Consider the following 23,663-nt stretch of genomic DNA (forward strand, 5'->3'; position numbering starts at 1 on the left):
GCATATACTTTCAACGTTAATGCAGGTCACCTACTGGAAATCAGCCAATCCAGACACACTTTTTGACCCTTAAGCCGCCTTAGCTTTATGGGGTGGTGTGCTTAACCAGGCCGGCGCAGTCGAAAGGCGGCAGAGGTGCGGTGCCGGGTGCTTCGAATCGACGGAAAATACCACGCCAATTGCCCCTCACGGTTTCGCATCAGTAGGGTGAAAAACATGTCGAAGAGCCAGGTACAACGTAGCGTGCCTCGTAACCCCCGCACACGCCGACGCTCACCCGGTTGGGTGCCCGACCAACACGGCGCCTGGTTCATGGTCACCGTCCCCGCTATCACTGGTGTCATCCTGGCGCCGTCGTGGACTGCGATTCCCCTGTTGCTGACCTGGTGGCTCGGCTATTTCACGTTTTTCGCCGGCAGCGTCTGGATCCGCTCGCGCTTCCGCGAACGCAACCGGCCTCCAGTCCTGGTCTACGGGTCGCTCGCCGCCGTCGCGGGTGTGACAACGCTGATCTTCGACTGGCGGCTTCTCATGTGGGTCCCGGCGTTCGCGCCGTTGGTGGGCATAGCCGTGTTCGAGGCATGGAAGCGGCGTCCGAGGTCGCTGTTGTCGGGCGTCTCCACTGTCGTAGCAGCCTGCCTCATCCTGCCGGTGGCCGCGTGGGCCGGGGGAGGCCTGGATTCGGAGGCGTGGGCCGCATTTGCCGTGTACCTGGCGTACTTCGTCGGCACTGTGCCCTACGTGAAGACGCTCATCCGTGAACGCGGCTCCAGGCCCTGGTTCATCGGGTCGGTGGGCTATCACGTCGTCGTGTTTGTCGCCGCCGTCGTCGCCGTGCTCGGCACCGGCGGGCATCCGTTCCACCCAGCGATCATCGTCGTGGCCGTCGTGTTGCTCGCGCGGGCGACGCTGATGCCGATCACCGGCGCACGTCGTGAGAAGCCATGGACGCCGAAGATCGTCGGACTTCTCGACGCCGTCATCACGGTGCTGGTGGTCATCGTCGTGCTGCTCTGAGGCTCCCCATTCGCTGCAGCGTCACTTTGGTGAGCAAATGATAGCGCTACCGGCCACTGAACTGATTGAAGTTCCGATCGGGATGTAGTTGACGGTTCGACGAATGATCAAAGTATCGACGTACTTCACGGGATGGGGAGACGTGGCGTTCGCGCAGGCAGTAGCGGGTGGCGGCGGAGCTGCCCGCGGGGGAAGTTTTCCAAGCGAAAGCAGTTGGTTTCCACAGTAGGACGTGGTGCATGAACTGCCGGAATGTCCGTTTTTGCTTTGTGGTTTATCCCCGTACGCCACGTGTCTGTGTCCTTGGAGTGAGGGGGGTGGGGACCCATCTCCGGGATTTGCGAACCGGGTGAGGAGATTACGGCGACCGCACTGCGCGAGGTCAAAGAAGAGATTGGTCTTGATGGCCGCATCGAAGCGCTTCTCGGCGTGGGGCAGGTGGCCTCTGCGGCGCGACGACCAGCGCGGCGAGCGCCACAGGATCCTCCGCCAGTAACGCCGCAGGTCAGCAGGGGTAGTGTGGCGGCTTCATGGGCGCCCCTATGTCGCAGGGCCGCGGCAAGGATGACAAGAAGCAGCGCCCGAAAGCGGTCACCAGTGCGGTTGAGGGGGAGGGCAACATCCACGCCCTGCTTGGCGACGCCCCCTTGGTCAACCCCGGCGTCATCGGCTTCAATGTGCGTGGTCGGTAGGCAGGCCAGCGCGCTGGTGTAGTTCGGTGGCGCGCTCGGGGCGTGGCCGCAGCCGCCAGATGTGCGCGCTCACCCCGGCACCGATCCCGACGAGCAGCAATGCCACCGGCCACAGCCCGACCACCACAATCACCACCCATATGGAGGCGCCCATCCCCAACCAGAGTAGCCCCACAATCCGCAGCTTCTGCGCCCGCGTCAGCTGTCCTGAGTAGTAATCAATAATGAACGGCCCGAACGTGTCATGGCGCAGCAGGTAGCGCTCCATCCTCGGCGAACTCCGCGTGAAGCACATCAGCGCAAGCAGCAGAAACGGCGTCGTGGGCAGGATCGGCAGCCACACGCCGGCCGCGCCCAGGGCGAGCGCCACCAGTCCCACAATCATGTACACGTATCGCATCGTTGCCACATTCTAGCCGCAACATACAACAATAGTTGTATGACTGCCTGCACTATCTTGTACGCCTCGTTCTACGGATCTACCAAGGAATACGCGGATGAGCTTGCAAAACGCCTCGGTACCACCGCCGAGCCAATCCCCGACGCCGACTTCAACCCCGAAGGCCCCATCGTGGTCCTCGTCCCCCATCCATGGCCCGAACAACCCCGGCGCCAGCTTTATCGGCAAGCTTCCCACCCCACTTTTCGGAGCCCGCACCGAGCGCCTCTAGTGACGGCGGACGAGGTCCATCGCGCGCGTCGCGTCGAGGACGTCGAGGTAGGGCAGGGGATCGATGTCCATGTCCTCGACGTAGTCGGTGAGCATGGTGCGCACCACCTGGTGTAGCTCGTCGACGTTCCAGGGCTTGGCAATGTAGTGGTCCAGGTTGGCCTCGTTGACCGCGCGTACCGTGTCGTGCAGCTGCGCCTGGCCGGTGACCAGGACTTTGCGGGTGGCGGCGGTGCGGTCGTCGTCCATCATCTGGACTAGGAACTCCACGCCGGTGGTGCCGGGCATGCGGTGGTCGCAGAGTGCGAGGGCGAGCACGTCGCCGTCTTCGGTGAGCTCGTCGATCACCTCCCAGGCTTCCTCCACGTCGGAGGCGACCTCCACGCGGATGTGCTCGGCAAAGGGCAGCAAGTCGCGCTCAACGGCGGCGCGGACTTCCGCCTCGTCCTCGAGGATAAGGATGGCAAGGTTCATGGTGTGTCTCCTTCGTCGTGTGCGTGCGGGCCGTCAATGGGAAGGCCCACGGTGGCGCAGGTGCCATTTGTTGAAGAGGTCAGTTCGATCGTGCCGTGATGCGCGCTGACGATGCCGCGGCAGATGCTCAGGCCGATACCCATGCCGAAGCGGACCTCCCCATTTTTCGTGGTGAAGCGTGGCTCGAAGAGCTTGTCGATGCGCTCGAGCGGGATGCCGGGGCCGTCGTCAATGACCTCCACGCGCACCCACCCGGGCTTCGGGGCACTCGTACGGATGGTGATGGTGGAGCCTTTACCGGACTCGTCGATCGCCTCGGCGGCGTTGGAGATCAGGTTCGTCCACACCTGCGCGATCTGCCCGGGCGTACACGTCACGTGCGGCAGTTCGGCAAAATCCCGTTTGACCGCCACGCCGCGCAGCTTGTGGGCGATCAGCTGCAGCGTGTCCTCGATGCTTTGGTGCAGGTCCACGTCGGTGACCGGGTCGCCGTCGGGCCGCGCGTATGCGCGTAGCGAGGCCACCAGCTGCGTAATGCGGGTCGATGCGGTGGAGAGGTTGCGCAGGGCAGTGCCTATCGACGCCGCGTGCTCCACCGTCTCGTACTCCAGCTTTCGATTCGCGCGCACCTGCTTGGCAAACTCCGCGTCGTGCAAGCCGGCGAGTACCCAGCGCTGGGCGAGCGCCCGATCGCCGGTGACCTCGGTCAGTTCGCGCCGCAGCGCGCGTGCCTCCTTTGTGCTTACCGCGTGCGAGCTGCGCGCTGCCTCCAGCGCGTGGCTGGTCGCGTCTCGCCACCTGCGGTTGGGGCTGGACGCGATCAGGCCTTCGACGTCTTCGGCGAGGTGCGCTGCGGTGCGCTCGATCGCCGCCATCGGGTTGTTCAGCTCGTGGGCAACGCCTGCGGCGAGTTCGCCGAGGGAGGCGAAGCGCGCCTGGCTCATCAGCTCGCGGCGCGCTGCTTCCAGGTTGTGCAGTGCCGTGGTCAAGCGTGCGCGCTCGTCTTCGAGTTGCGCGGTGAGTTCGTGCTGCTCGATCTGGATGTCCTCGGCGCGGCGCAGGCGGCGGTCGTAGGAGCGCACGAAGAGGATATTGAACAGGCGCGCAAGCTCCGGCTCCTGGCGGATGAGGTAGTCCACCTGCTCGGTGGGCAGCTGGACTGCGACGACCTCGGTGGTGGTACGCGCGGTAAAGAAGCCGACCCGGTTGCTCGCCAGGGCGAGTAGTCCGATGACGTGGCCGGTGGAGGCGTGGTGCATGACGATATCGCCGGCGTCGGTAAAGCGCTGCAAAAGCACCTGGCCGGAAAGAGCGAAGATGACCTCCTCGACGTAGTGGCCCTCCTTGGTCAGGTAGACCCCCGGCGGGAAAGTCAGGCGCGGCTGGTAGCCCAGGTGCATGTCGGCGGCCTTGATGATGCGGCTGATGATCTCCTGGTCAGTCAGCCTTACGTCCAGTTCGGTGACCTCTGGCAGGGCGAAGGTGCCAGCGATAGAGGGGTCGTGCTTGCCGCGCATGTACCAGTAGCGGTTGAGCTGCTGCTGGATGTTGTGCAGGAGTGCTTCTGCCTTGATCGCCGGGGTGAACACGAGCATGTCGAGCCGTCCCATGTCCGTAAGTGCATCCAGGCCCGCGATCTCTGGCGCGGTGGTCAGCACCATGACGCGGGTGTACTCGAAACCGGGCTCGGAGATCAGCTCCAGCAACGGGTGGTCGGGCGCCAAGCCGTCCTCGTGGACGGTGACGGTGACAAGCGCGAGCGGGTCGCCGTCGAGAAGCGAGCGTAGATGCTCGACATTATCGGCGGCGAGGATGTCATGCGTGGCGCCCAGTGCCTCGTTGACCACCTGCTGCACGTCGCGGGTGGCCTGGGACTTTCCTACGATAGAGAGGGTGGAACGGGGCAGCACCTAGCTCACCAGCCCCATCAGCTGCCAAACGGAAGGCAGAGCAAAGATCAACAGCAGCGTGGCCACGGTACCGACCACGAGTCCGACTAGCGCCATCTGCGGAATGGAGATCTCCTTGGTGGCGTAAGCAATCGCGTTCGGCGGAGTGGAGATTGGCAGCGACATTCCCAGCGAGCAGGCGATCGCCACCACCGCAGCAACCACGAGCGGGTCGATGCCGTCGAGGGAGAGCGCCAGCGAGACCGCCAGTGGGACCAGCAGGTTGGCGGCCGCAGAGTGCGAGATGACGTTCGCCATGCCGAAGCCGATTAAGCCCAGCACGGCGAGGATCGCCAGCGCACCCATGACCTCCCAGCTGACCGAACCGACGAGCCACTCGTCCAGGCCACTCGCACCCACGCCCGTGCCGAGCGCGATACCACCGGAGACGAGCCACAGCACCGGCCAGTCAAGTGCCTGGACGTCCTTGCCCCTCATCACCTGCAGACACAACAGTGCCACGACGGGGATGAAGCCGACGGTGTTGGAGGAGATGCCGTGGAGCGGCTCGCTCATCCACAACAGGATGGTCAGACCTGCCACGGCGTAGAAGAGTTTCGCGTCGGTGGCGGTGTTCCACTTCGAGCGCATCTCGATGGAGATGCGGGTCTCAGCGGGGATGAAAACGAGACAGAGAAATACCCAGGCAAAGGCGAGGACAACCAGCATGAAAGGCACCGCCATGAGCATCCAATCGACGAAGGACACACGGATGCCGTGCTCGGCGAGCGCACCGATCGCGATCGCGTTCGGGGGTGTGCCCACCGGGGTGCCGATGCCACCCACGTTGGCAGCGAGCGGGATCGACAGCGCCACGCCGGCGCGCGCTTTGCCCGCGGGCAGCGTCTTGAGAATCGGGATGACGACCGCGAACATCGTCGCTGTGGTGGCCGTGTTCGACATGAACATGCTGAGCACGGCGGTAATCAGCATGAGCCCCAGCACGGTCAGGCGCGCCTTGTCCGGGAAGGGGCGCAGCATGATCGCTGCGAGGTTGCGGTCGAGCCCGAACTTCTCCGCCCCGTGTGCGATCATGAACCCGCCGAGGAAGAGGATGATGACTGGGTGGGCCAGCGCAGAGAAATACGCGGATGCAGGAAGCAGCTGGTCTGCTAGTGCTGGGTCTCCACCGGTGGGGTCGACTAGCGCGCCGTCGGAGAGTAAGAGAACCTCCAGCAGGATGACCAACACCGCCGTGGCCGTGAGCGGCACGGGCTCGAGCACCCAGAAGACGATGGCGAGTAGGAAGATTGACAGCATCCGATGCCCGGGGGTGGGCAGGTCCGGGATCTGGATGAAGAAGGGGATGAGGAAGCAGGCCACGCCCAAGAGCAGGCCCACCAGCTGCTTTTTGCTGAGCTGGGGGCCTTTGCTCGCGAGCGCTGGCGGACGTTGTTTCGAGCGGCGTTGTGTCTCCACCATGTGTCGAATTCTACCCGCTACAACCAGGGATTACGTGGTTTGGAAGGAGTTCTCTACGGCGTCCGCACGCAGGTAGACCTGTGAGCCTTTGCCTCTCAGAAAGGTTCGAGTGTTGCAATCAAGAAAGCGAGAGCTCTCAGCGATGCTCTCCACTTGCACTGATGTAGAGATATGACAGGCGCTGCCCACCGAGACAGTTGTGCTTGCGAAAGTAGTGGGTTTCCTCCGTAGAATGTGGCGCATGAACTTCCGGAATGTTCAACTCAACTCCGTCGCGGCGCTTGTCCTCAGTCTGTTAGGCGTGGCGTTCTTTGCCCTGGGGCGGGTTTTGTTTGGGGTGGGCGGATGGATGGTGCTCTTCTCCGTTCCAGTTGGGGCGATCGCGGCGCTTTTGCTTCTTGGCCTGTGGTTCATCCCCGTGCGCAACGTGGAGAAAGGCCTAGAGTCAGGGCCGTATAAGACCTTCGGGTGTCGCGAATCCTGGGCCTTCATCGCGGTGACGGTGTTTCTCTTTCTAGCTGGCTTCTTTATGGTCGATGGTGGTGACACCGAGGACAGCGTGAAATCCGTCTTCACCCTGCTTGTTGGGCGGCAGGCGACAGAGCTTTCTGCGTTGTTGTGTTGGCTCTGTCTCCTTGGGGCGATTGTGTCCTACATCGTGGGCGTTGTTGTGTCGGTGAAGGGACGCAAGAGCGGGGCTGCAGTTTAAGCAAACATTCCTTCACCGACGAAGCCGTTCTCACCCACACCAGGTGGGATGAGGTAGGTGCCGGTTTTGGTGGTCTTGAGGTATTCAAGAAGCAATTCGTCGCGTGAGATGGATCGGTGCATGGGGACGAAGGCGAACCAGAACATGGCCTGCTTGCCTTTGGTCAGTGCCCTGCCCGTTTTGGATTCGAGGATGGTGCGCATTATGCCGCCCTTGTTGATCAATGACAGGACTACGCCAGTGACCACGCCCACCCCAAGGGAAACGTGTTCACGTGTACAACAGAGGGGAGAGGGTTGTGTTTGGGTTAGCAGCACTGCGCCGCAAATGTCCCGCTCATGTGGTGAAACGCCAGAGTTTACTGCCCTGGAAAGTGTGCTTCTTGTGGGACAATCAGGCGTCTACAGATTCACAAGGAAGCAACGATGACTGACACTTCAGAGATCCTCGATTCGATCACGCCAAAGCAAACCGCCAAGGTCAATAGCCTGAACGCTGCCATTTGGCAGACTGCCGACGATTACTTGCGTTTAATTGTCCCAGCCGAGAATTACGGTGACTACATCATTCCGTTTACCGTCCTCCGCCGTCTCGAAGGCCGATTGGAGTCGACGAAGAAGGACGTTTTAGATCTTGTTCACCGAGAGAACGTGAAGGGGACAGATCCTTCGATCGTGAACCTGAAGATCGAGAGCATGTTCAAGCTCCGATTTTGGAACACCTCGGAACTCTCACTTGAGCGCTTGGCTACTTCCGACGACACCTTAAAGGAAGGGTTGGAACAGTATCTCAGGGCGTTCTCCGCGAATATTCAAGAGATCTGGAAAGCGTTCGAGTTTGAGAAACTCATCGACTTCCTCGACCGCAATAACCAACTCTGGAATGTGGTGAACCACTTCGCGTCCATCGACATGTCTGACGAGGCGCTTCAGGATCAGACGATGGGCGACATCTTTGAGAACTTGATGTATCGCTCGTTCGCCCGAAAGGCGAAAGACGCCGGTGAGTTCTATACCCCGCGCGACGCGATTCGTCTGATGACGTCCATCCTGTTCACCTCGGACGACGCGGAACTGGAAGAGGACGGCATCATCCGATCCGTCTACGAAACTTTCATGCCACGACGGATACAAACGCGCGCGAACTACGATTTAGCTGCCTGACTGGTTCACCGACGTAACCTCGCGCTTCATTGGACGTCGAAAGTCTTCGACTGTTTTTCATTATCTTCGACCCAGTGAACGGTTAGCTTTGTGCCTGCGGTGCCCATCGAATACGAGACTGGCACTTTCCAGATGACCCCAGGTTCCAGCGTGATTGGCTGATCATCCACAAGGAGTCTCATAAGGCCCGATGCGGCTTGGCCTTCGAAGGTCACCGCTTCAGCAGCGAGATCACCAGTATTGGTAACCTCAAACCAGTGTTTCGTTTCCTATTTGATCTTGCCGCGCTTGTCAATTTCCTTTTCGTGTCGCTCGCTCTTTGACTCGACGCGGAAGCGGACGCCGAGCGGCTCATGGCGCACCCCGACCACGGAGAGATCGATTTTGACTAGGTCATGCTCGACGGCAGCCCAGACTTGGTTCTCCAGTTGGCGGATGTCATCGAATTCTCCGAGCAGTCCCCGCTCCTTGATTTCATTCTTGAAATTTCGGAGACCCTCGAGTTGCGCAGTATCGACGTCATGAGGCAGTGGGGCTCTTGAGAAAAACAGGTGTACCGGTTTCCCGCTGTTTACTGCTCGCTCAATCTCTTCAACTGTTCCCGACACTGCATCTGGTGTTGGTGAGCCGAGTCGGCTGCCGAAGAGCGCGACCACGATGTCGGCTCCGTCGACTCCCTGGGTGTTGATGATCTCCTGAGAGTGACCTCCGAGCAGCGGTACAGAATTGGTCTCCCACCGCCACGGCAGTAAGACTACATTCCGAGTCGTCGCGTGGAGTCGATTCCATGAGTGCAGAGCGCCCTCGACTGCATCTCGGGCATCGGGTACGTCGGATGGGGAGGCGACGAGAACGCGCAGAACGGTTGCCGGAAAGCTCATGACTTTATTCAACGTGTCTAACTGCCCGGGTGACGAGAGGAGAGTCCTAGGACCACTAGGAACTGGTCGCGATTGTCTGTTCGCTGCCGTCGCGGCGCAGGCCCTGTCGCGCGCGGCCAAGGCGGGCGATACCTCTCCCGGGGCCGTGACGGCGGCGATCAAGACGACGGCCGAGTGGCTACACAATACGCCGGCGATCGCGCGCGATTCCTATATCAATCCGCGGGTGATCGAGCTGTTTGAAAAGGGCACGGTCATCTCGGGTAAGGCGACCGACGCGAAGGTGCGGGCCCTGCTGACCTAGGCTTCGTCGCTCTCCGGCCACGTGATGGGCGTGGGCGACACATCGCGGGCGGCGAAGCGCTCCGAGCCGATTCCGGCGGCGACGACGAGCACGATGCCAAGGACCTGGATTGGCAGCGGTACTTGGGCGAGGACGATCGCGCCGATAAGCACGCTGATCGCGGGCTCCAGCACATGAGGGTGCCGAAGGCGGCCGGGGCCATGGCACGCAGCGCGACGATTTCGAAGGCGAGAGGGATGACCGGCATCAGGAGTGCGAGCCCGAGCGCCGTGGCGATGACCGGCAGGGACAGGTACGGCAGCGCCTCGGGTAGCCCGATGGGCGCGTAGGCGATGGCGACGATCGGGATGGTGTAGGCGAGGGCGCTGATGCCGGAAAACCGATCACCGACGCGTTGGGTTAAGACGATATACAGCGCCCACCCGAGCCCGGAGCCGAGGGCGAACAGGATGCCGACGACGTCGACGTTACCGATCCAGGGCCGGGTCAGTAAGACGACGCCGATCATGGCGAGGGCGGGATAGGAAAGGGCGCGCCGCGAGGTGCTTGTGAGCGCGGCAAGGACGAGTGGGCCGAGGAATTCCAGAGCCACGGCGGTGCCGAGTTAGATGCGCTGGATTGCGGCAAAAAGAAGAAAGTTAGCGAGCCGGTGGTGACGCCGAGGGCGGTGACGAGACCGGCGTCACGCCAGGTCATACCGCGCAGGCGCAGGCGCGCGATTGCCAGGATGAGGACGGCGCCGGCGGCCACGCGCAGCCAGGCAGCCCCGCGCGGCCCGACGTCGTTGATCAAGCCAACGGCGAAGGCTCCCGAGAGTTGGACCGAAAGCATGGCAAGGACGGCGAGTAGCCCGGGCGGCACCTCGGCCGCCCGGGCTTGCTGCTTGTCGCGCCATAGGCTCACCCTTCCAGGCTAAACCTTGCCTTGGCCATTGCCCACGCCTGCGGTTCAATGGGGCTATGACCCGACCCACGATCATGTTTGTGTGCGTTCACAATGCAGGCCGCTCCCAGATGGCGGCGGCTTTTGCCAAGACGCTGTCCGGCGGACGCATTGAGGTCCGCTCCGCGGGCTCCGCCCCCGCTGATTCGATCAACCCCGTGGTACGAGAGGCGATGGCGGAGGTCGGGATCGATCTGGCCGCGGCGCGCCCGAGGGTGCTGGTGGCTGAGGACGTGCAATCCTCCGACGTCGTCATCACGATGGGCTGCGGCGATGCGTGTCCGTTTTTCCCGGCACGCGCTATGAGGATTGGCAGCTGGCCGATCCGGCTGGGCAGGACCTTGCCACCGTGCGCGTGATCCGCGACGAGATTCAGGCTCGGGTGCGCGAGCTGGTGGCGAGCCTGCAGCCCTAGGCGCCGCGCCGACGCATTTGACCCCGCCCTCGACTTAGGTTAGGGTCACCTTAATTTGTGGCGCGGCGCAGGAGGGAATGCACATGGCGAAACGGGGTTTTGAGGGCGTGCTGACGCGCGGATTTGGAGCGCGCGACCACAGCGCAACAGTCACGGCCGTGACCTACCTCGCCCCGCATTTCGTGCGAATCCACCTGGTGAGTGCAAGTCTGCTTGCCGAGGTCGTTCTCGCGCCCACGGCCTGGCTGCGGTTCTGGTTCCCCGATCCGGACGGCAGCGACCAGGAACATCAGCGCGGCTACACCATCGTCGAGGCCGACCCGGATACCGGTGAGTTCGCGATCGACGTGGTGCTGCACGAACCTGCCGGGCCGGCCTCCAGCTGGGCAAGCCAGGCACAGCCGGGCGATACCATCGCGGTCACTACGCTCGGCTCGACGGGTTTCGTCCTGCCCGAGGAACTACCCGACGGATACCTCGTCATTGGTGATGCCGCGTCGCTGCCCGCCATCAATTCAATCCTCGAGGTGCTTCCATCCGAGCTGCCGGTCGAACTGTACCTGGAAGAGCACACGCTCGATGACCACATGCTGGAAATCCGCACGCATCCGCGCGCGCGAGTGCATTGGGTGCCGCGCGTCGATGAGGCGAGCCTGGCGACGGGACTGGCTGCGCGGGACTGGTCGAACTGGAGCGCGTGGGTGGCGTGTGAGTCCGACAGCTTGAAATATGTGCGTCGCCGCCTGATGAACGATTTTGGCTTCCCGAAGTCCGAAATCCAAGCCCGCGCCTACTGGTGTTATGGGCGGGCATTCGGCAAAAAACGCCCCAAGGATCTGCCCGAGGCTGCCGCCGCGCAGGTACCTGCGGCCGGCGAGGCTGCGCCTATCAGCGGGACGTGGCGGGCTGAGGCCGGTCGGCGCCTGCTCGCCCCGCTGCGCACAACCTTCATCCTGGCGGCGATCGTGCAAGCGCTGGCCACACTCGCGCAGCTGGCCCCCTACGTCCTGCTCGTCGAACTCGCCCGGCTGCTGCTCGTCGGCGCCGGCACCGACGCGCTCATCCGCCTGGGCTGGTGGGCCGGCCTGGTCCTTATCGCGGGCGCGCTACTCACGACCGGGCTGATGACCTGGCTGCACATCGTCGATGCGCGCGTCAGTCAGGACCTGCGCACCCGACTGCTGATGACGCTCGGACGCGTGCCCCTCGGGTTTTTCGATACCCGCAGCGCGGCGCACATCAAGCAGCTGGTGCACGATGATCCGCTGGCGATGCACTACCTCATCACGCATGCGGTGCCCGATGCGGTCGGCGCCATCGTCGCGCCTGTGGCCGTCTTGGGCTACCTGTTCGTGATCGACTGGCGGGTGGCGCTCACCCTGCTGCTGCCGGTACTCGCCTACCTGATCGGCATGTACATCATGATGACGCAGTCGGGCCCGCGCGTAGTGCAGGCGCCGCAGTGGCGCCAGCAGATGGCCAGCGCTGCTGACGCCTACCTGCAGGGGCAAGCCGTCGTGCGCGTCTTCGGGGGTGCAGCCGCCGCGCCCTTCACCCGGAGCCTGCGAGACTACCTCGATTTCCTGCGATCCTGGCAGCAGCCGCTCAGCGGCCGCAAAACCTTCATCGATCTGGTCACGCGCCCCGCGACGTTCCTGTTCCTCAGCTGCGTGGTGGGCACCGCGCTCATCACCGCGGGCATGATGGATCCGATCTCGCTGCTGCCCTTCCTCTTTCTTGGCACGACGTTCGGTGCGCGGCTACTGGGCGTCGGCTACGGTCTGCAGGCGCTGCGCGACGGTATGCTCGCGGCACGCCGGATCCAGGTCATGCTCGACCAGGAGCAGCTGTCCACGCTGCCTGAGGTCGAGCATGCGGCGAGCGCGCCGAGGCCCGCTGGTCTCGTCGAGTTCGATGATGTGAGCTTTGGCTACGACGCGTCTACCCCCGTGCTGTCGGGCGTCTCGCTGCGCCTGGCGCCCGGTACCATCACTGCGCTCGTGGGCCCGTCCGGTGCGGGTAAATCCACCCTGGCGAGCCTGCTTGCCCGGTTCTACGACGTGACCGACGGCGCAATCCGCATCGGCGGCCACGATCTTCGTACGCTCGAGGCATCACAGCTGTATTCGCGGGTTGGCTTCGTCTTCCAGAATCCGCAACTGGTGCGCGCCAGCGCCCACGAGAACATCGCGCTCGCTCGCCCGGATGCCAGTCGGCACGAGGTGGAGCAGGCTGCCCGCGCCGCTCACATTCACGAGCGCATCCTCGCCCTACCGGACGGCTATGACACGATCCTGGGCGCTGACATCGCCCTATCCGGCGGTGAACGCCAGCGCATCACCATCGCCCGTGCGCTGCTGGCCGACTGTCCAATCCTCGTGCTGGACGAGGCGACGGCATTTTCCGACCCCGAATCCGAATACCTCGTCCAGCAGGCGGTCAGCCGCCTGACCGCCGGACGCACCGTGCTGCTCATCGCTCACCGCCTGCACACCATCACTGGCGTCGATACCATCGTTGTGCTCGATGGCGGCCAGATCATCGAGCAGGGTCGGCACGAGGAACTGCTCGCACGCGGCGGTCGCTACGCCGAACTCTGGGCAGCCGCCGAGACGAAGGCCACCTCATGATCCGCACGCTCATTAACCTGCTGCCACCGGCCCAGCGCCGCCATATCACCCCCTACCTGGCGCTCACGGCGCTAAGTATCGCGCTACGCGCCGCAGCGGCGCTCGCCCTCATTCCGCTCATCTCGGCCCTGTTCAGCTCGCAGCCGGGTGATGCCTGGCGCCCTCTGGCCATGATCGCGATCGCTACGGCGCTTGGCTGGGGGTGCGATAGCGCCGCGGCCCGCCACGCCTACGCTGTTGGCTTCGTGCTGCTGGATCACGCTCAGCACACCGTCGCCGAGCGCATCACCACCATCCGATTGCAGTGGCTGACCGGCGATAACCTGGCCACCACGCGTCAGGCGGTCGCTGCCACCGGTCCCGAACTCGTCGGGTTGATCGCCTACCTGGTGACGCCGCTGCTGAACGCCCTTATTCTTCCGGCCGCGATCGGCATCGGCCTGCTGTGGTTTTCTCCGACGCTCGGCGCTGCAGCGCTGGCGTTCCTGCCGCTGCTGCTTGGCGCCCTCGTCCTCTCGATGCGCCTGGCGCGCAGCGCCGACGCCGCCGCGGATCGCGCCCACGCCCAGCTGTCCGAGCGCCTCCTGGAGTTCGCCCGCACCCAGCAGGCGTTGCGCTCCGCCCGCCGCGTCGATACCGAGAGCAGCCATGTCGGCCAGGCACTTGCCGCGCGCACTCATGCGATGAGTCGACTGCTCGCCTACCGCGCGCCCGAACAGCTGGTTTTCACTCTGCTGACCCAGCTCGCCCTCATTGCGCTCAGCGCCCTCGCGGTCAGCCGCGCCGTCACCGGCGAGGTTTCCCCCGCCGCCGCGATCGCGCTCATCGTCGTCATCGTCCGTTTCTTGGAGCCCCTGGCGCTCGTGGCCGATATCACCGCCGGCTTGCAACTGACCACGAACGCACTGCGCACCATCCACACCGTGCTTGCCGCACCGCGCGAGCACCCCGGAACCGCGACACCAACCTTCTCAACCGCTCCCCAGATCGAGGTCGCCGACGTCACCTTCGGTTATGACGCCACGCGCGAGCGCCCCGTGCTTGACGGCCTGAACCTCACCTTCCAGCCGGGCACCACAACCGCGATCGTCGGGCCTTCTGGCTCGGGCAAATCCACCCTGCTGTTCCTGCTGGCCGGGCTCCACCAGCCCACCTCCGGAAGCATCCGTATCCAGGGCACGGACCTCGCCGAGCTCACTCCCGCCGCCCGCCGCGCCCTCATCGCCGTCATCTTCCAAGACCCGTACCTGTTTGACGGCACACTGCTGGACAACATCTCCATCGGTAATCCCCACGCCACCGGCGAGCAGATCGAGCGCGCCACCGCACTCGCGCGCGTGGGTGCCGTTGCCGCGCAACTCACCGACGGCATGGCCACAATGGTCGGCGACGGTGGCACGCTGCTATCGGGCGGGCAGCGCCAGCGCGTCTCGATCGCCCGCGCCCTGCTCAGCTGCGCCCCCGTGCTGCTAGTCGATGAGGCCACCAGCGCGCTCGATACCGAAAACGAACGCGCCGTCGCCGCTGCCCTGAGCTCGGAGACCACGCCCCGCACCCGCATCATCGTCGCGCACCGCCTGTCCTCCATCCGCCAGGCCGACCGCGTCATCTTCTTCGATGCCGGCCGCGTCATCGAGGACGGCAGCATCGAGGACCTGCTCGCCCTTGATGGCCGCTTCGCCGCATACTGGCACCAGCAGCAGGCCGCCAGCGCTTGGCGCGTGCGCTAGTGCTCCCGCCAAGCCCTACGGTAGATTCAACGCCATAGCCTACGTGACCCAGCTCACCGCCGGGTTGAAAGGATGGCATCAAGAAACGCTGTGCAGCAATGGCTCTGGTTTTTGCAGCTACGCTCGCCGGTTGTGGCGACGAGACCGCACCTGAGAGTTAGGCCTCGCCTGCCACGAGATCACCCCCCGACCACCTCAGCTCCTTCCATCAGCGCAAAGCTCAGTGTTGACAGCACGGATAAGCCCCTGACATCTGCTGCGTGCGCCACGATCGACGGGGAATCAACGGTGTCATTCGAAACACCGGATCAGCCGCAGTCGTTGCTCACCGTCAAGGTTGCCGATGGCGCCGTCAAGGATGTGATATGGCAAGCCGGCAACACCCTGCACTCCTGGGGAGGCGACTACTTTGGACGTGACCCGCTCGTGAGTGTTGACGCAGACCGCTGGCGGATCGAGGCCTCCGTGCGTGAAATCAGCGGCGACGGTGCGGCCGAACTCAAGGCTATGGAAATCCAAGCGGAGATCGACTGCACGTCTGACGAGAGCCATCATCGCGACGACCCGTATCAGTCGGTAGCCAACGGCCAGTACGCACCGAGCCCTGAGCGCAAAGCTCAGCTCGAGCCACTCGATGCTCTATTCGCCAAGACTCAAAGCGAGGTGATAATCGACGGGCAGGCAGCGACCGTCACGAAAACGTCATGTGACCCCAGCTTCGTCGCTAAAACCAATGTGAGGGCCGATCTTGAGATCGGCGGAGAATCAGCATCCCTATCGTGGGACTTCACCGATCCCGCCGTGCCAAAAGCCGTGGAGTTGCGTCTAACGGGCAACCAGCTTGGCTGGCAGCACGAAAAAACGTCCTACCCGCACACCGGGTCGAGGGCAAAGCCCACGCACTGCGCGGCACGGTCTATTCCGATGACCTGTCCAAAACCAGCACCATCGAGCCCGTCATTTTCTGCGAAGCAAAAGTATGGACACATCGTCTTGGGAACCTACTGCTGCTCAATCGCCGGAAAAACTCCAGTGCTTGCAATTATGACTTCGATGTTAAGAAGGAGAGGTACTTCAAGTCGGGGAAAGGCGTGGCGGTGTTCGCACTCACCACGCAGGTACTTGGAGAACCGGTGTGGACTCCGAGTGTTATCGAGCGACGTCAGAAAGTGAAGCGTCCTGGGTTTGGTTCCGATCGTTTCTAGAGAAAGATTGGGATCATGCCAAGGAAGTACTGAGGTTACCCTCGTTTAGTGGACACCCAACTTGTACGGATGTTGTGTCCGTAGGAGAGGATGTTCATTGTGAGCCAACAACGCAAGAAGTACACGCCGGAGTACCGGCGTGAAGCCGCGAATCTGGTGATTGAGTCGCAGCGCCCGATCGCCCAGGTGGCCCGAGAGATCGGTGTCGCCCCGGGGCTTTTGGGCAAGTGGGTCAAAAACGAGCGGGAGCGACGCGGTGCTGCTGATGGGATGAGCGAGGCGGATCTTCGGGCTGAGAATGCGCGCCTGCGCCGTGAGCTGGCAGAGGCCCGGATGGACAACGAGTTCTTGTCAAAAGCGACAGCCTTCTTCGCCGCGAAGCAACGCGAACAGAAAAGTTCGAGCTAATGCGACAGGAGAAGGCGAACTACAGCATCAACCGCATGGCACGCTTGTTAAAAGTGTCACGGTCCGGGTACTACAAATGGGTCAATAAGCAGGAACAACGGTTATCCGGAAACGATGATCGGGCAGCATTCTACGACGATGTTGACCGCAAGATTCACCAGATCTGGTCAGAGTCTGATCACGTCTACGGTGCCCCGCGGATCACCGCAGAGCTCGCCGAGCGCTTCGGCATTGCGCTCAACCGGAAGACTGTGGCTAAGCGGATGCGCCTGATGGGGATCGAAGGGATTTCACCGCGTGCCTTCGTCCCGGTGACCACGATTCAGTCCAAGCGTACGTCCACGCTTCCTGACCTGGTCAAGCGCATGTTTGATGCCGGTGGGCTGAACCGGGTGTGGATGTCGGATATTACCTATCTGCGCACCGGGGAGGGCTGGTTGTACTTGTGCGCGGTCCGTGACGGTCATTCCCGCCGTGTGCTGGGCTGGGCTATGGATAGCGTGCAAGATACTTCCCTGGTCGAGCGGGCCTTGCGGATGGCGCATACGCTACGCGGTGACGTTGCTGATGGCTTGGTGTTTCACGCCGACCGTGGCGCACAGTTTACAAGCGAGCAGCTCTGGGACGTCTGCCGCGGCCTGGGCATTGCCCAGTCCGTTGGGCGTACTGGGGTGTGCTTTGACAACGCGATGGCTGAATCGTTCTGGTCGACACTGAAGACCGAGTTCTACGACCGGCAGCGCTGGCCTACCCGGGATGCTGCACGCGCGGGTGTCGCGCGCTGGATTGAGGTGGTCTACAACCGTCGCCGGCGGCACTCCGCACTCGGGATGCTCAGCCCCGTCGACTTCGAGCACCACATCACCCAGACCACCAACGAAGAAGAAACAGCTGCCTAACTATGAGGTAGCTCCACTACGTGTCCACCATTTGCGGGCAACCCCAGTACAGTGATGAGTTCAAGGCCAAGGCGGTGCGTCTGGCTGAGGAACTTGTTGAGCTTGAAGGGTGCTCGAAGTGGGGTGCGGCGGTTGAGATCGGTGACAAGGTCGGCGTCTCCGCGCACACGCTTAATAATTGGTTGAAGCCTTCAGGGCCGTCACACGGCGTCGAGGGCAGCTCCGGCGAGTTAGCAGACGATGAGCTGAAGCGTCTGCGGCGAGAGAATAAAGAGCTGCGCAGGGCGAACGAGATTTTAAAGACCGCGTCGGCTTTTTTCGCAGCGGAACTCGACCGTCCCACCAGAAGATGATCGAATACATCGATACGTATCGCGATCGCTTCGGGGTCGAGGCCATCTGTCGCACCTTGAGGCAGACAGAGTGTGGGTTTATCACTTCTCGTGGTTATCGGGCAGCGAAGACACGAGCCCCGTCAGCCAGGAGTCTTACGGATGCGCTGCTTATTCCCGAACTCGTGAAGGTCTACGAGGACAACTTCAGCGTTTACGGGGTGCGCAAGATGTGGAAGGCCATGCAGCGCGCTGGCTGGGACATCGGTCGTGATCAGACCGCCCGGTTGATGAAACTCGCCGGCATCCAAGGCCGAAGAAGAGGCCGCACACCGACTACAACACTTCGAGCCGACGTGCCGGATTGTCGCCCTGATCTGGTCAATCGTGACTTCACTGCGTGCGCACCGCACCGGTTGTGGGTCGCTGACATCACCTACGTGCGCACCCTGTCTGGGTTTGCTTATACCGCGTTCATCACCGATGTGTATTCCCGCAAGATTGTCGGTGTCGCGACCCGGGCGAGTATGCGCACCGATGAACTGCCTTTGGAGGCGTTTGAGCACGCGCTGTATCACGCCGGTGATCTTCGCGCTGAGGGTCTTGTCCACCATAGTGATCGTGGCTCGCAGTATGTGTCCATCCGCTACGGTGAGGCACTCGCTGAAGCTGGGATCGATCCGTCCGTTGGCACTGTCGGTGACTCCTACGACAACGCGTTGGCTGAAACGGTCAACGGTCTGTACAAAACGGAGTTGATTTATCCCCACCGGCCGTGGACGTCGGTTGGGGAGGTCGAAATCGCGACCCTTCGATGGGTGTACTGGTGGAACAACCAGCGGCTCCACGAATCCCTGGGATATATCACTCCACAAGAAATGGAGGACGCCTACTATCAACAATCAGACGCTCAGTCGCTGGGCGTTTAGTAAGCGGAACGGAACCCAGGACGCTTCAATATGTCTGCTTTTCCACCTTTGGGTGGCACGAGCGGCACAAAACTGCAAGGTTGCGCAGTTGAGCTGTGCCGCCTTGTTTAACAGGAATAATGTGGTGCACGGTTAGGCTTTCGCGAGATCCGCATCGTGCGCATGACATATCCTCACGAAGACGCTTGCTCAATAACTGCCACTCGTAGTCGTAGGGCTTGAATGTTCGCTTCTTCTGGGCATTCGAACGAAGCGTTGCGATTAGCTTGGATCTTTTGCACTCGTCGTAACTAGCCCAATGCTCACGTGTCGTTGTACCGATTCGTGCTTTTGTTTCAGGCGAATGGTAGTTATCGCCTAGCCGTTCTTTCCTTCTCTTAAGACCAGCACTGACTTTCGCCCGAAATTTAGAGTCTCGATTTTTCATTTGAAGATTCTATCGAGTCTTTTGCCACTCGTTTTGGCAGGGAACTGAGCGAAAGAAGTGCTGAGGAACTCGCCCCTGTTGATAACTGCGGTGCCCTGAAACTCCACAGGTTTCACAAACGAAGTCGACCCTCACCACGTATCTCCTTTCACGATCCGACGCAACTGTGTCGCCCAGTCCCAGGTACGCTCCCACTGAGCGGTAAGGTCACCGAAATGCCCATACGCTGAATAATCCGAAAAGCGCGTATGTGTGCCGAGCTTCAATGCTTCGATAATTCCTGCCGGACGCAAGGGGAATACGTCGCGGCAAGCCTGCTCAATCAATGCTTCGGCATAAGCGCCAGTGCCGGGCGTATCTACGGCGAACGCGACAGAGTCTGCTTTACCTATCGCGTAGGAGATGGTGACGTGGCATTGCTCAGCTAGGCCTGCATCCACCACAGACTTGGCGATCAGCCGGGCCATGTATGCACCAGAGCGGTCGACCTTGGAGTGGTCTTTACCCGAGAACGCCCCGCCACCATGGGGTGCAAGCCCGCCGTAGGTATCGACCATGAGCTTTCGGCCAGTCAGCCCAGTGTCTGCGGCAGGGCCACCCTCGACGAAACGCCCTGAAGGGTTGATCAGGATTTCGGTGTGTTCGTCGATTTCGATCTCGCGACACGCCGCCGAGATAACCAGCGAAATCAGACGCTGGTTGAAATCCTCCACGTTAATGCCTGGCTTGTGCTGGACCGAGACCACAATCGTGGCGATACGTTTAGGGGTTTCGCCGTCATACTCAACAGTGACCTGGGCTTTCCCGTCCGGGCCGAGCTCTGGAATCTTGCCGTCTGTGAATGCTTGATCGAGACGCTTGCAGATCCGGTGAGCATAAACCAGTGGCAACGGGAGTCGTTCTTCGCTCTCGGCTGTGGCGTAGCCGTAGACGGTGCCTTGATCGCCAGCACCAACCATTACGTGAGAACTCGTATCACCGTGGCGTGCTTCTAAAGATTTATCGACCCCGCCAGCAATATCGCTCGATTGGCAGTGAATTTTGGCGCGGATGCGGAACCGGCGCGGATCATAACCCACATGCTCAAGCGCTGCGCGTACCAGCATCGGAATCTCAAGCTTTGCCTTGCAGGTGATCTCGCCAGCGACATAGATGCGTGCTTTGGTTGCCATCACTTCGACAGCCACTCTGGCGGCAGGGTCTTCGTAGAGGGCACGATCCAAAATGCAGTCGGCGATGTAGTCGCACAGCTTGTCCGGGTGCCCGGCGCGCACGCTTTCAGCGGTTTTCAACGACATATACAACTCGCTTTCATAAATTGATATGGGGTGGGAATAAAAAAGTGAGCGCCAGCTGTGCGGGCGCTCACTAAGACGATGATTGAGAAGTGGGTCAGAGTTAAGGCAGCAGGGTGTGTTCGATGCCGTCTAGGATCACATCGATGACGAGGTCGTAGTATTCCTCGGACATCGCTTCTTCTTCATCAAGGTGTGAGAGAGGCTCCAGGTAAGAGTTGACAATACTGGTCAGTCCAACAGATTGAGCCATCATAGGCTCAAGCCTGACAAGCATTTCGTGCAGGTTGTGGTGAGGTTGGATTTGATTGGATGCGCGCAGGTTTCTCGCTCCGATCGTGTGGATGATCGAGTTCGCGATAATTGTGTAGGCCACAGGCGAATTGTCACCAAACCCAGCTTCTTGTAGTTTGGCCCAGGCTCCATCGATCATCGGCAAAAACTGTTCAGTGAACTTGCCCCGCGCGAACCTGTCGGTAATCCCTGGATATGCTAACAATGCGGGGCGTAGATTGTGAGCCATAGCTCGAAACCAGGCTTTCCATTCAAGGTCCGGGTCGGGAACTTCAATCCCGACACATACCCGGTCTACAACAGCATCACAAATGGCTTCCTTGTTTGGAAAATAATGATAAATCACTGAGGGAACCACGCCCAGTTCACGGGCAATGTCCCGTACTGACCATCCCTCAACGCCACTGATCGCGCTTAACTGTACAGCTTGTTTGACAATCAGCTCGCGTGATAGCCCAGCCCTTCGCCCCGTTAGCACAGTGTTCATAAGGTGACCCTTAACTTATTCTTTGACCCTTACTAGAACACCATTCTACAATATCCCTAAGTGAAACAGTGTTCTAGTAATGGAGTGTAGTGATGCCTGACCCTCGTAGTAATAAGCCGACACAGAGTTCTATTGATCCAGGAGCGCAAGCGAACCTGGTAGTGGGAATCGTTTTTCTCGCCTTTATGGGGCAAATGATTCTCAATCCGATCATCGCGCCACTGTCACGACAGATGGGATTGCGGGAATGGCATATTGGCGCCACTATCTCTTTGGCAGCGATTGTACTAGCGAGCTTGAGTGCTTATTGGGGGCGAGCTTCCCAACGTGTCGGCGCTAAACGTGTACTCGCTGCCGGGCTTGTGATCGCGATCATCGCTTTGAGCGCCTTCGGTATTGTCTCCTACCTGGGGATGAACCAGGTAGTTGGCGGTGTCGGACTAGTTTTTGGTGTTGTGATCACTCGTGGTTTGCTCTATGGCGGAGGGATTTCAGCGATCGCCCCGACCGCGCAAGCCCACCTGGTCACGCATGCTGCCAGCGAGAACGGGCGGGTAAAAGCACTGGGCATGATTGGAGCGGCTCAAGGGATCGCCTCCATTGTTGGAGGTGTTACTGGAGGTGTGTTAGCCGCTGCTGGTGGCCTGCTCTTGCCCTTGGTGGTCATGCCCGTTGTGATGGTGATTGGTCTGGTTGTTCTCTTGGTGAGTTTCGCACCTCAAAGCCAAGGGCAACTTTTTGCAAAGCCTCAACGGATTCGCTTCACTGATCCGCGTGTAGCTCCCTGGCTAGCAACTGGTCTGGTGATGTTTCTTGTGTTTTCTTCTGTTGCTACGATTTTTGGATTCACTGTTCAAGACCGCTTCGCCCTGTCGGCAACTGCGACCGCAGGTATTTCCGCGATTTACCTGACCATCATGGGCGTGACCATGATCATTGCCCAAGCGGTGATTGCTCCAAAGACAGGGTGGGGAGCAGCGAAGCTTTTACGTACTGGTCTGACCATTACACTAGTTGCAACTGTGCTCATTTGGCCTACCTCCTCGCACGCTTTACTGGTTGTCGGGTGTATCGTGCTGGGGGTAGGTATGGGACTGGCGATGCCCGGGTACAACACTGGCCCAACCTTGAAGATGAGTGCAGATGAGCAAGGCGCAGTGGCTGGCATCATTAACGCTAATAATGGGTTGGCGTACGCGATTGCCCCGCTGGCTTCGACCGCCCTTTACGGGTGGAACCCGCTGGCACCCTTCGCCGTCTGTATCGCCTTGATTGCAGTGGTCGTCATCTACGCCCACACCGCACCCGCACTACGCCAATAACTATGAGCGTGCCTGAAGTAGCCGTTCCATCACGTTATCCGCAGGAGTCGGCCCCGAGTAGTCCACCAGCGAGTTGGCTTTGACCACATCGAAAATCTCGTACCAGAGCGTATTCGCCTGCTTGCTAAACGACTGAGACATGGCCACGAATGGGGACGCGATAGCCGCCCCCGTGGTCGGATGCTTACCCAACAGGCCAAAATCGGAGATTGATTCTTCGTATTGAATGAACCGAGCAAAATTCTGCGCATAAGCCTCAATCAACCGTGGAGCTACGAGTTTTTCGCAGCCGCGCTCCTTGAGCCAGTTCCAGGTATCGCGGTAGATTACGTCAGCACCCAAAGGGTTACCATCACGCTGCACAGCCGCCAAATAAGCCGAAGGTTCTGGCATTACGCTACCTTCAAGATCCCCGCCCGCTTCCAGATCTGGTGGGTCGAGCGACGCGATGTGGAGGACGCGTGCGTCTTTGCCTTCGGTGATCTTCTCAAACGCAGGTGTGGGCTTCGCACCTGAGCCTGCTCTGCGTCCGCCGCGCAGTGTTCCGTCTTTCGCCATGAAATCTCGCCTCCTTCCAGGCGGTTAGCCCGGTGATGGAGGGCTTGGGGGTTAATACCCTTGTTGCGACCGGCTATTTGGTAGCAGTGTCGTGACTATCCGGTAGCGCTTCAGTGAGTTTCTGGTAGCAGCTCAGGGCGTTCGGGATGATACTTCCGGTAGCCGCACCACTCGGGTGTGGCGCGTACTGGAAGGAGTCCGCTGATGACGGATTACCGTGCGGTGATGACGCTGCTGATTAGGAAGCGTTCTTACCGCCAGATTGAAGACCAGCTCGGGTGCTCGCACCGCGCGATTTCCCGAGCGAACCAAGCGCTGCGAAGCCTTGGCCTGACCACTGCCCAGCAGGTCGCGGCGTTGACCGATGACGAGTTGGCCGAGATATTCGTTGATAAACGCACCAGTGGGCAAGGCGAATTCGTCCCGATTGATTTTGACGCGGTCGTCAAAGCACGCACAGGGCGTACGAAGCACACACTGCAAGTATTGTGGGCTCGCTACACCACCAC

Annotated in this window: 24 protein-coding genes and 3 pseudogenes; 15 read left to right on the forward strand and 12 right to left on the reverse strand. The window is 61.0% G+C overall.

Annotated features, from left to right (window positions below; all coding sequences use genetic code 11):
• Positions 1 to 216 precede the first annotated feature (216 nt).
• The 3 genes and pseudogenes from QP994_RS09910 to QP994_RS09920 all read left to right on the forward strand — a co-directional run bounded on the left by QP994_RS09910 (position 217) and on the right by QP994_RS09920 (position 1,709).
• On the forward strand, positions 217 to 1,017 hold the full coding sequence (locus QP994_RS09910; RefSeq protein ID WP_284866588.1) for a YwiC-like family protein: 801 nt from the start codon (positions 217 to 219) through the stop codon (positions 1,015 to 1,017).
• 312 nt (positions 1,018 to 1,329) lie between these two features.
• Positions 1,330 to 1,458 (forward strand): annotated as a pseudogene (locus QP994_RS09915) (NUDIX domain-containing protein); the annotation flags it as partial.
• A gap of 89 nt (positions 1,459 to 1,547) precedes the next feature.
• Positions 1,548 to 1,709: a hypothetical protein gene (locus QP994_RS09920; protein WP_180969918.1), complete on the forward strand. Its 162-nt coding sequence runs from the start codon at positions 1,548 to 1,550 to the stop codon at positions 1,707 to 1,709.
• Here the strand turns inward: QP994_RS09920 and QP994_RS09925 are convergent.
• On the reverse strand, positions 1,690 to 2,109 hold the full coding sequence (locus tag QP994_RS09925) for a YbaN family protein (protein ID WP_284856084.1): 420 nt from the start codon (positions 2,107 to 2,109) through the stop codon (positions 1,690 to 1,692). The two genes, QP994_RS09920 and QP994_RS09925, sit on opposite strands and share 20 nt — an antisense overlap.
• Positions 2,110 to 2,206: 97 nt before the next feature.
• Here QP994_RS09925 and QP994_RS09930 point away from each other — a divergent pair, with 97 nt between their 5' ends.
• On the forward strand, positions 2,207 to 2,380 hold the full coding sequence (locus QP994_RS09930; protein ID WP_284866590.1) for a hypothetical protein: 174 nt from the start codon (positions 2,207 to 2,209) through the stop codon (positions 2,378 to 2,380).
• Here QP994_RS09930 and QP994_RS09935 read toward each other — a convergent pair.
• Genes QP994_RS09935 through QP994_RS09945 form a run of 3 tightly spaced genes read right to left on the reverse strand, consistent with a single transcriptional unit; the run spans position 2,377 to position 6,224 of the window.
• Complete coding sequence (locus QP994_RS09935; RefSeq protein ID WP_284866592.1) at positions 2,377 to 2,853, reverse strand: response regulator; 477 nt, start codon at positions 2,851 to 2,853, stop codon at positions 2,377 to 2,379. The genes QP994_RS09930 and QP994_RS09935 overlap by 4 nt on opposite strands.
• Complete coding sequence (locus tag QP994_RS09940; RefSeq protein WP_284866594.1) at positions 2,850 to 4,709, reverse strand: sensor histidine kinase; 1,860 nt, start codon at positions 4,707 to 4,709, stop codon at positions 2,850 to 2,852. Before QP994_RS09940 ends, QP994_RS09935 begins: the two co-directional genes overlap by 4 nt.
• Before the next feature lie 54 nt (positions 4,710 to 4,763).
• A complete protein-coding gene (locus tag QP994_RS09945; RefSeq protein WP_284856082.1) occupies positions 4,764 to 6,224 on the reverse strand; it encodes an SLC13 family permease in 1,461 nt (486 codons plus the stop codon).
• Between the two features lie 241 nt (positions 6,225 to 6,465).
• Here QP994_RS09945 and QP994_RS09950 point away from each other — a divergent pair, with 241 nt between their 5' ends.
• Complete coding sequence (locus QP994_RS09950; protein ID WP_284866596.1) at positions 6,466 to 6,933, forward strand: hypothetical protein; 468 nt, start codon at positions 6,466 to 6,468, stop codon at positions 6,931 to 6,933.
• Here the strand turns inward: QP994_RS09950 and QP994_RS09955 are convergent.
• On the reverse strand, positions 6,930 to 7,181 hold the full coding sequence (locus tag QP994_RS09955; RefSeq protein ID WP_284866598.1) for a hypothetical protein: 252 nt from the start codon (positions 7,179 to 7,181) through the stop codon (positions 6,930 to 6,932). The two genes, QP994_RS09950 and QP994_RS09955, sit on opposite strands and share 4 nt — an antisense overlap.
• A 177-nt stretch (positions 7,182 to 7,358) precedes the next feature.
• Here QP994_RS09955 and QP994_RS09960 point away from each other — a divergent pair, with 177 nt between their 5' ends.
• Positions 7,359 to 8,096, forward strand: a complete 738-nt coding sequence (locus QP994_RS09960; RefSeq protein WP_284856079.1) for a type I restriction-modification system subunit M N-terminal domain-containing protein — start codon at positions 7,359 to 7,361, stop codon at positions 8,094 to 8,096.
• A gap of 269 nt (positions 8,097 to 8,365) precedes the next feature.
• On the opposite strand, the gene QP994_RS09965 is transcribed toward QP994_RS09960, so the two are convergent.
• Positions 8,366 to 8,977 (reverse strand): DUF4062 domain-containing protein, encoded by a 612-nt coding sequence (locus tag QP994_RS09965; RefSeq protein WP_198531366.1) that lies wholly within the window; start codon positions 8,975 to 8,977, stop codon positions 8,366 to 8,368.
• On the opposite strand from QP994_RS09965, the gene QP994_RS09970 reads away from it, so the two are divergent.
• Positions 8,976 to 9,281: a hypothetical protein gene (locus QP994_RS09970; RefSeq protein WP_049157405.1), complete on the forward strand. Its 306-nt coding sequence runs from the start codon at positions 8,976 to 8,978 to the stop codon at positions 9,279 to 9,281. The genes QP994_RS09965 and QP994_RS09970 overlap by 2 nt on opposite strands.
• Here the strand turns inward: QP994_RS09970 and QP994_RS09975 are convergent.
• Together QP994_RS09975 and QP994_RS09980 are read right to left on the reverse strand one after the other, a co-directional pair.
• The gene (locus QP994_RS09975; RefSeq protein WP_244268670.1) at positions 9,278 to 9,454 is read right to left on the reverse strand and encodes a hypothetical protein; all 177 of its coding nucleotides are present in this window, start codon (positions 9,452 to 9,454) and stop codon (positions 9,278 to 9,280) included. The two genes, QP994_RS09970 and QP994_RS09975, sit on opposite strands and share 4 nt — an antisense overlap.
• Positions 9,455 to 9,785: 331 nt before the next feature.
• Entirely contained in the window at positions 9,786 to 10,184 is a 399-nt protein-coding gene (locus QP994_RS09980; protein WP_284856078.1) for a DMT family transporter, read from the reverse strand.
• A 56-nt stretch (positions 10,185 to 10,240) separates the two neighbouring features.
• On the opposite strand from QP994_RS09980, the pseudogene QP994_RS09985 reads away from it, so the two are divergent.
• The 6 genes and pseudogenes from QP994_RS09985 to QP994_RS10010 all read left to right on the forward strand — a co-directional run bounded on the left by QP994_RS09985 (position 10,241) and on the right by QP994_RS10010 (position 18,771).
• A pseudogene (locus QP994_RS09985) lies at positions 10,241 to 10,638 on the forward strand (arsenate reductase ArsC).
• An 83-nt stretch (positions 10,639 to 10,721) separates the two neighbouring features.
• Positions 10,722 to 13,268, forward strand: coding sequence for an ABC transporter ATP-binding protein/permease (locus QP994_RS09990; protein WP_284856077.1), 2,547 nt, complete (start codon positions 10,722 to 10,724; stop codon positions 13,266 to 13,268).
• Positions 13,265 to 14,998 carry an ABC transporter ATP-binding protein gene (locus QP994_RS09995; protein WP_284866600.1) on the forward strand — a complete coding sequence of 578 codons (1,734 nt, stop codon included), beginning with the start codon at positions 13,265 to 13,267 and terminating at the stop codon, positions 14,996 to 14,998. The genes QP994_RS09990 and QP994_RS09995 overlap by 4 nt, the downstream gene beginning before the upstream one ends.
• 779 nt (positions 14,999 to 15,777) lie before the next feature.
• On the forward strand, positions 15,778 to 16,203 hold the full coding sequence (locus QP994_RS10000) for a GmrSD restriction endonuclease domain-containing protein (protein ID WP_284866602.1): 426 nt from the start codon (positions 15,778 to 15,780) through the stop codon (positions 16,201 to 16,203).
• 90 nt (positions 16,204 to 16,293) lie between these two features.
• Positions 16,294 to 17,510 (forward strand): IS3 family transposase gene (locus QP994_RS10005; RefSeq protein WP_284866604.1). Its coding sequence is split into 2 segments (ribosomal slippage): positions 16,294 to 16,555 and positions 16,555 to 17,510, totalling 1,218 coding nucleotides; the frame shifts between segments, so codons are not numbered across the junction.
• Positions 17,511 to 17,530: 20 nt separating this feature from the next.
• Positions 17,531 to 18,771, forward strand: a protein-coding gene (locus QP994_RS10010; protein WP_284866605.1) for an IS3 family transposase whose coding sequence is annotated in 2 segments (ribosomal slippage) — positions 17,531 to 17,822 and positions 17,822 to 18,771 — 1,242 coding nt in all. Because the reading frame shifts where the segments join, the coding sequence is not laid out codon by codon here.
• 25 nt (positions 18,772 to 18,796) lie between these two features.
• Here the strand turns inward: QP994_RS10010 and QP994_RS11215 are convergent.
• The 3 genes from QP994_RS11215 to QP994_RS10020 form a co-directional block, all read right to left on the reverse strand.
• A complete protein-coding gene (locus tag QP994_RS11215; protein WP_187400058.1) occupies positions 18,797 to 19,198 on the reverse strand; it encodes an HNH endonuclease in 402 nt (133 codons plus the stop codon).
• 131 nt (positions 19,199 to 19,329) lie between these two features.
• Positions 19,330 to 20,496, reverse strand: a complete 1,167-nt coding sequence (gene metK / locus QP994_RS10015; protein WP_284856073.1) for a methionine adenosyltransferase — start codon at positions 20,494 to 20,496, stop codon at positions 19,330 to 19,332.
• Between the two features lie 100 nt (positions 20,497 to 20,596).
• Positions 20,597 to 21,274 carry a TetR/AcrR family transcriptional regulator gene (locus tag QP994_RS10020; protein WP_042406082.1) on the reverse strand — a complete coding sequence of 226 codons (678 nt, stop codon included), beginning with the start codon at positions 21,272 to 21,274 and terminating at the stop codon, positions 20,597 to 20,599.
• Between the two features lie 92 nt (positions 21,275 to 21,366).
• Here QP994_RS10020 and QP994_RS10025 point away from each other — a divergent pair, with 92 nt between their 5' ends.
• Entirely contained in the window at positions 21,367 to 22,596 is a 1,230-nt protein-coding gene (locus QP994_RS10025) for an MFS transporter (RefSeq protein ID WP_101630685.1), read from the forward strand.
• On the opposite strand, the gene QP994_RS10030 is transcribed toward QP994_RS10025, so the two are convergent.
• On the reverse strand, positions 22,597 to 23,154 hold the full coding sequence (locus QP994_RS10030) for a terminase (protein ID WP_284866606.1): 558 nt from the start codon (positions 23,152 to 23,154) through the stop codon (positions 22,597 to 22,599).
• Between the two features lie 204 nt (positions 23,155 to 23,358).
• Between QP994_RS10030 and QP994_RS10035 the strand changes: the two are divergent.
• A pseudogene (locus tag QP994_RS10035) lies at positions 23,359 to 23,663 on the forward strand (IS21 family transposase); the annotation flags it as partial.

The organism is Corynebacterium sp. MSK044 (assembly GCF_030232825.1).
Classification (GTDB): Bacteria; Actinomycetota; Actinomycetes; order Mycobacteriales; family Mycobacteriaceae; genus Corynebacterium.

Coding starts and splice junctions, on each gene's coding strand:
- QP994_RS09950 (WP_284866596.1), top strand. CDS start 6,466: ATGAACTTCCGGAATGTTCAACTCAACTCCGTCGCGGCGCTTGTCCTC.
- QP994_RS10030 (WP_284866606.1), bottom strand. CDS start 23,154: ATGGCGAAAGACGGAACACTGCGCGGCGGACGCAGAGCAGGCTCAGGT.
- QP994_RS09990 (WP_284856077.1), top strand. CDS start 10,722: ATGGCGAAACGGGGTTTTGAGGGCGTGCTGACGCGCGGATTTGGAGCG.
- QP994_RS09925 (WP_284856084.1), bottom strand. CDS start 2,109: ATGCGATACGTGTACATGATTGTGGGACTGGTGGCGCTCGCCCTGGGC.
- QP994_RS09910 (WP_284866588.1), top strand. CDS start 217: ATGTCGAAGAGCCAGGTACAACGTAGCGTGCCTCGTAACCCCCGCACA.
- QP994_RS11215 (WP_187400058.1), bottom strand. CDS start 19,198: ATGAAAAATCGAGACTCTAAATTTCGGGCGAAAGTCAGTGCTGGTCTT.
- QP994_RS09935 (WP_284866592.1), bottom strand. CDS start 2,853: ATGAACCTTGCCATCCTTATCCTCGAGGACGAGGCGGAAGTCCGCGCC.
- QP994_RS09995 (WP_284866600.1), top strand. CDS start 13,265: ATGATCCGCACGCTCATTAACCTGCTGCCACCGGCCCAGCGCCGCCAT.
- QP994_RS09920 (WP_180969918.1), top strand. CDS start 1,548: ATGGGCGCCCCTATGTCGCAGGGCCGCGGCAAGGATGACAAGAAGCAG.
- QP994_RS09945 (WP_284856082.1), bottom strand. CDS start 6,224: ATGGTGGAGACACAACGCCGCTCGAAACAACGTCCGCCAGCGCTCGCG.
- QP994_RS09965 (WP_198531366.1), bottom strand. CDS start 8,977: ATGAGCTTTCCGGCAACCGTTCTGCGCGTTCTCGTCGCCTCCCCATCC.
- QP994_RS09960 (WP_284856079.1), top strand. CDS start 7,359: ATGACTGACACTTCAGAGATCCTCGATTCGATCACGCCAAAGCAAACC.
- metK (WP_284856073.1), bottom strand. CDS start 20,496: ATGTCGTTGAAAACCGCTGAAAGCGTGCGCGCCGGGCACCCGGACAAG.
- QP994_RS10025 (WP_101630685.1), top strand. CDS start 21,367: ATGCCTGACCCTCGTAGTAATAAGCCGACACAGAGTTCTATTGATCCA.
- QP994_RS09930 (WP_284866590.1), top strand. CDS start 2,207: ATGAGCTTGCAAAACGCCTCGGTACCACCGCCGAGCCAATCCCCGACG.
- QP994_RS10020 (WP_042406082.1), bottom strand. CDS start 21,274: ATGAACACTGTGCTAACGGGGCGAAGGGCTGGGCTATCACGCGAGCTG.
- QP994_RS09970 (WP_049157405.1), top strand. CDS start 8,976: ATGACTTTATTCAACGTGTCTAACTGCCCGGGTGACGAGAGGAGAGTC.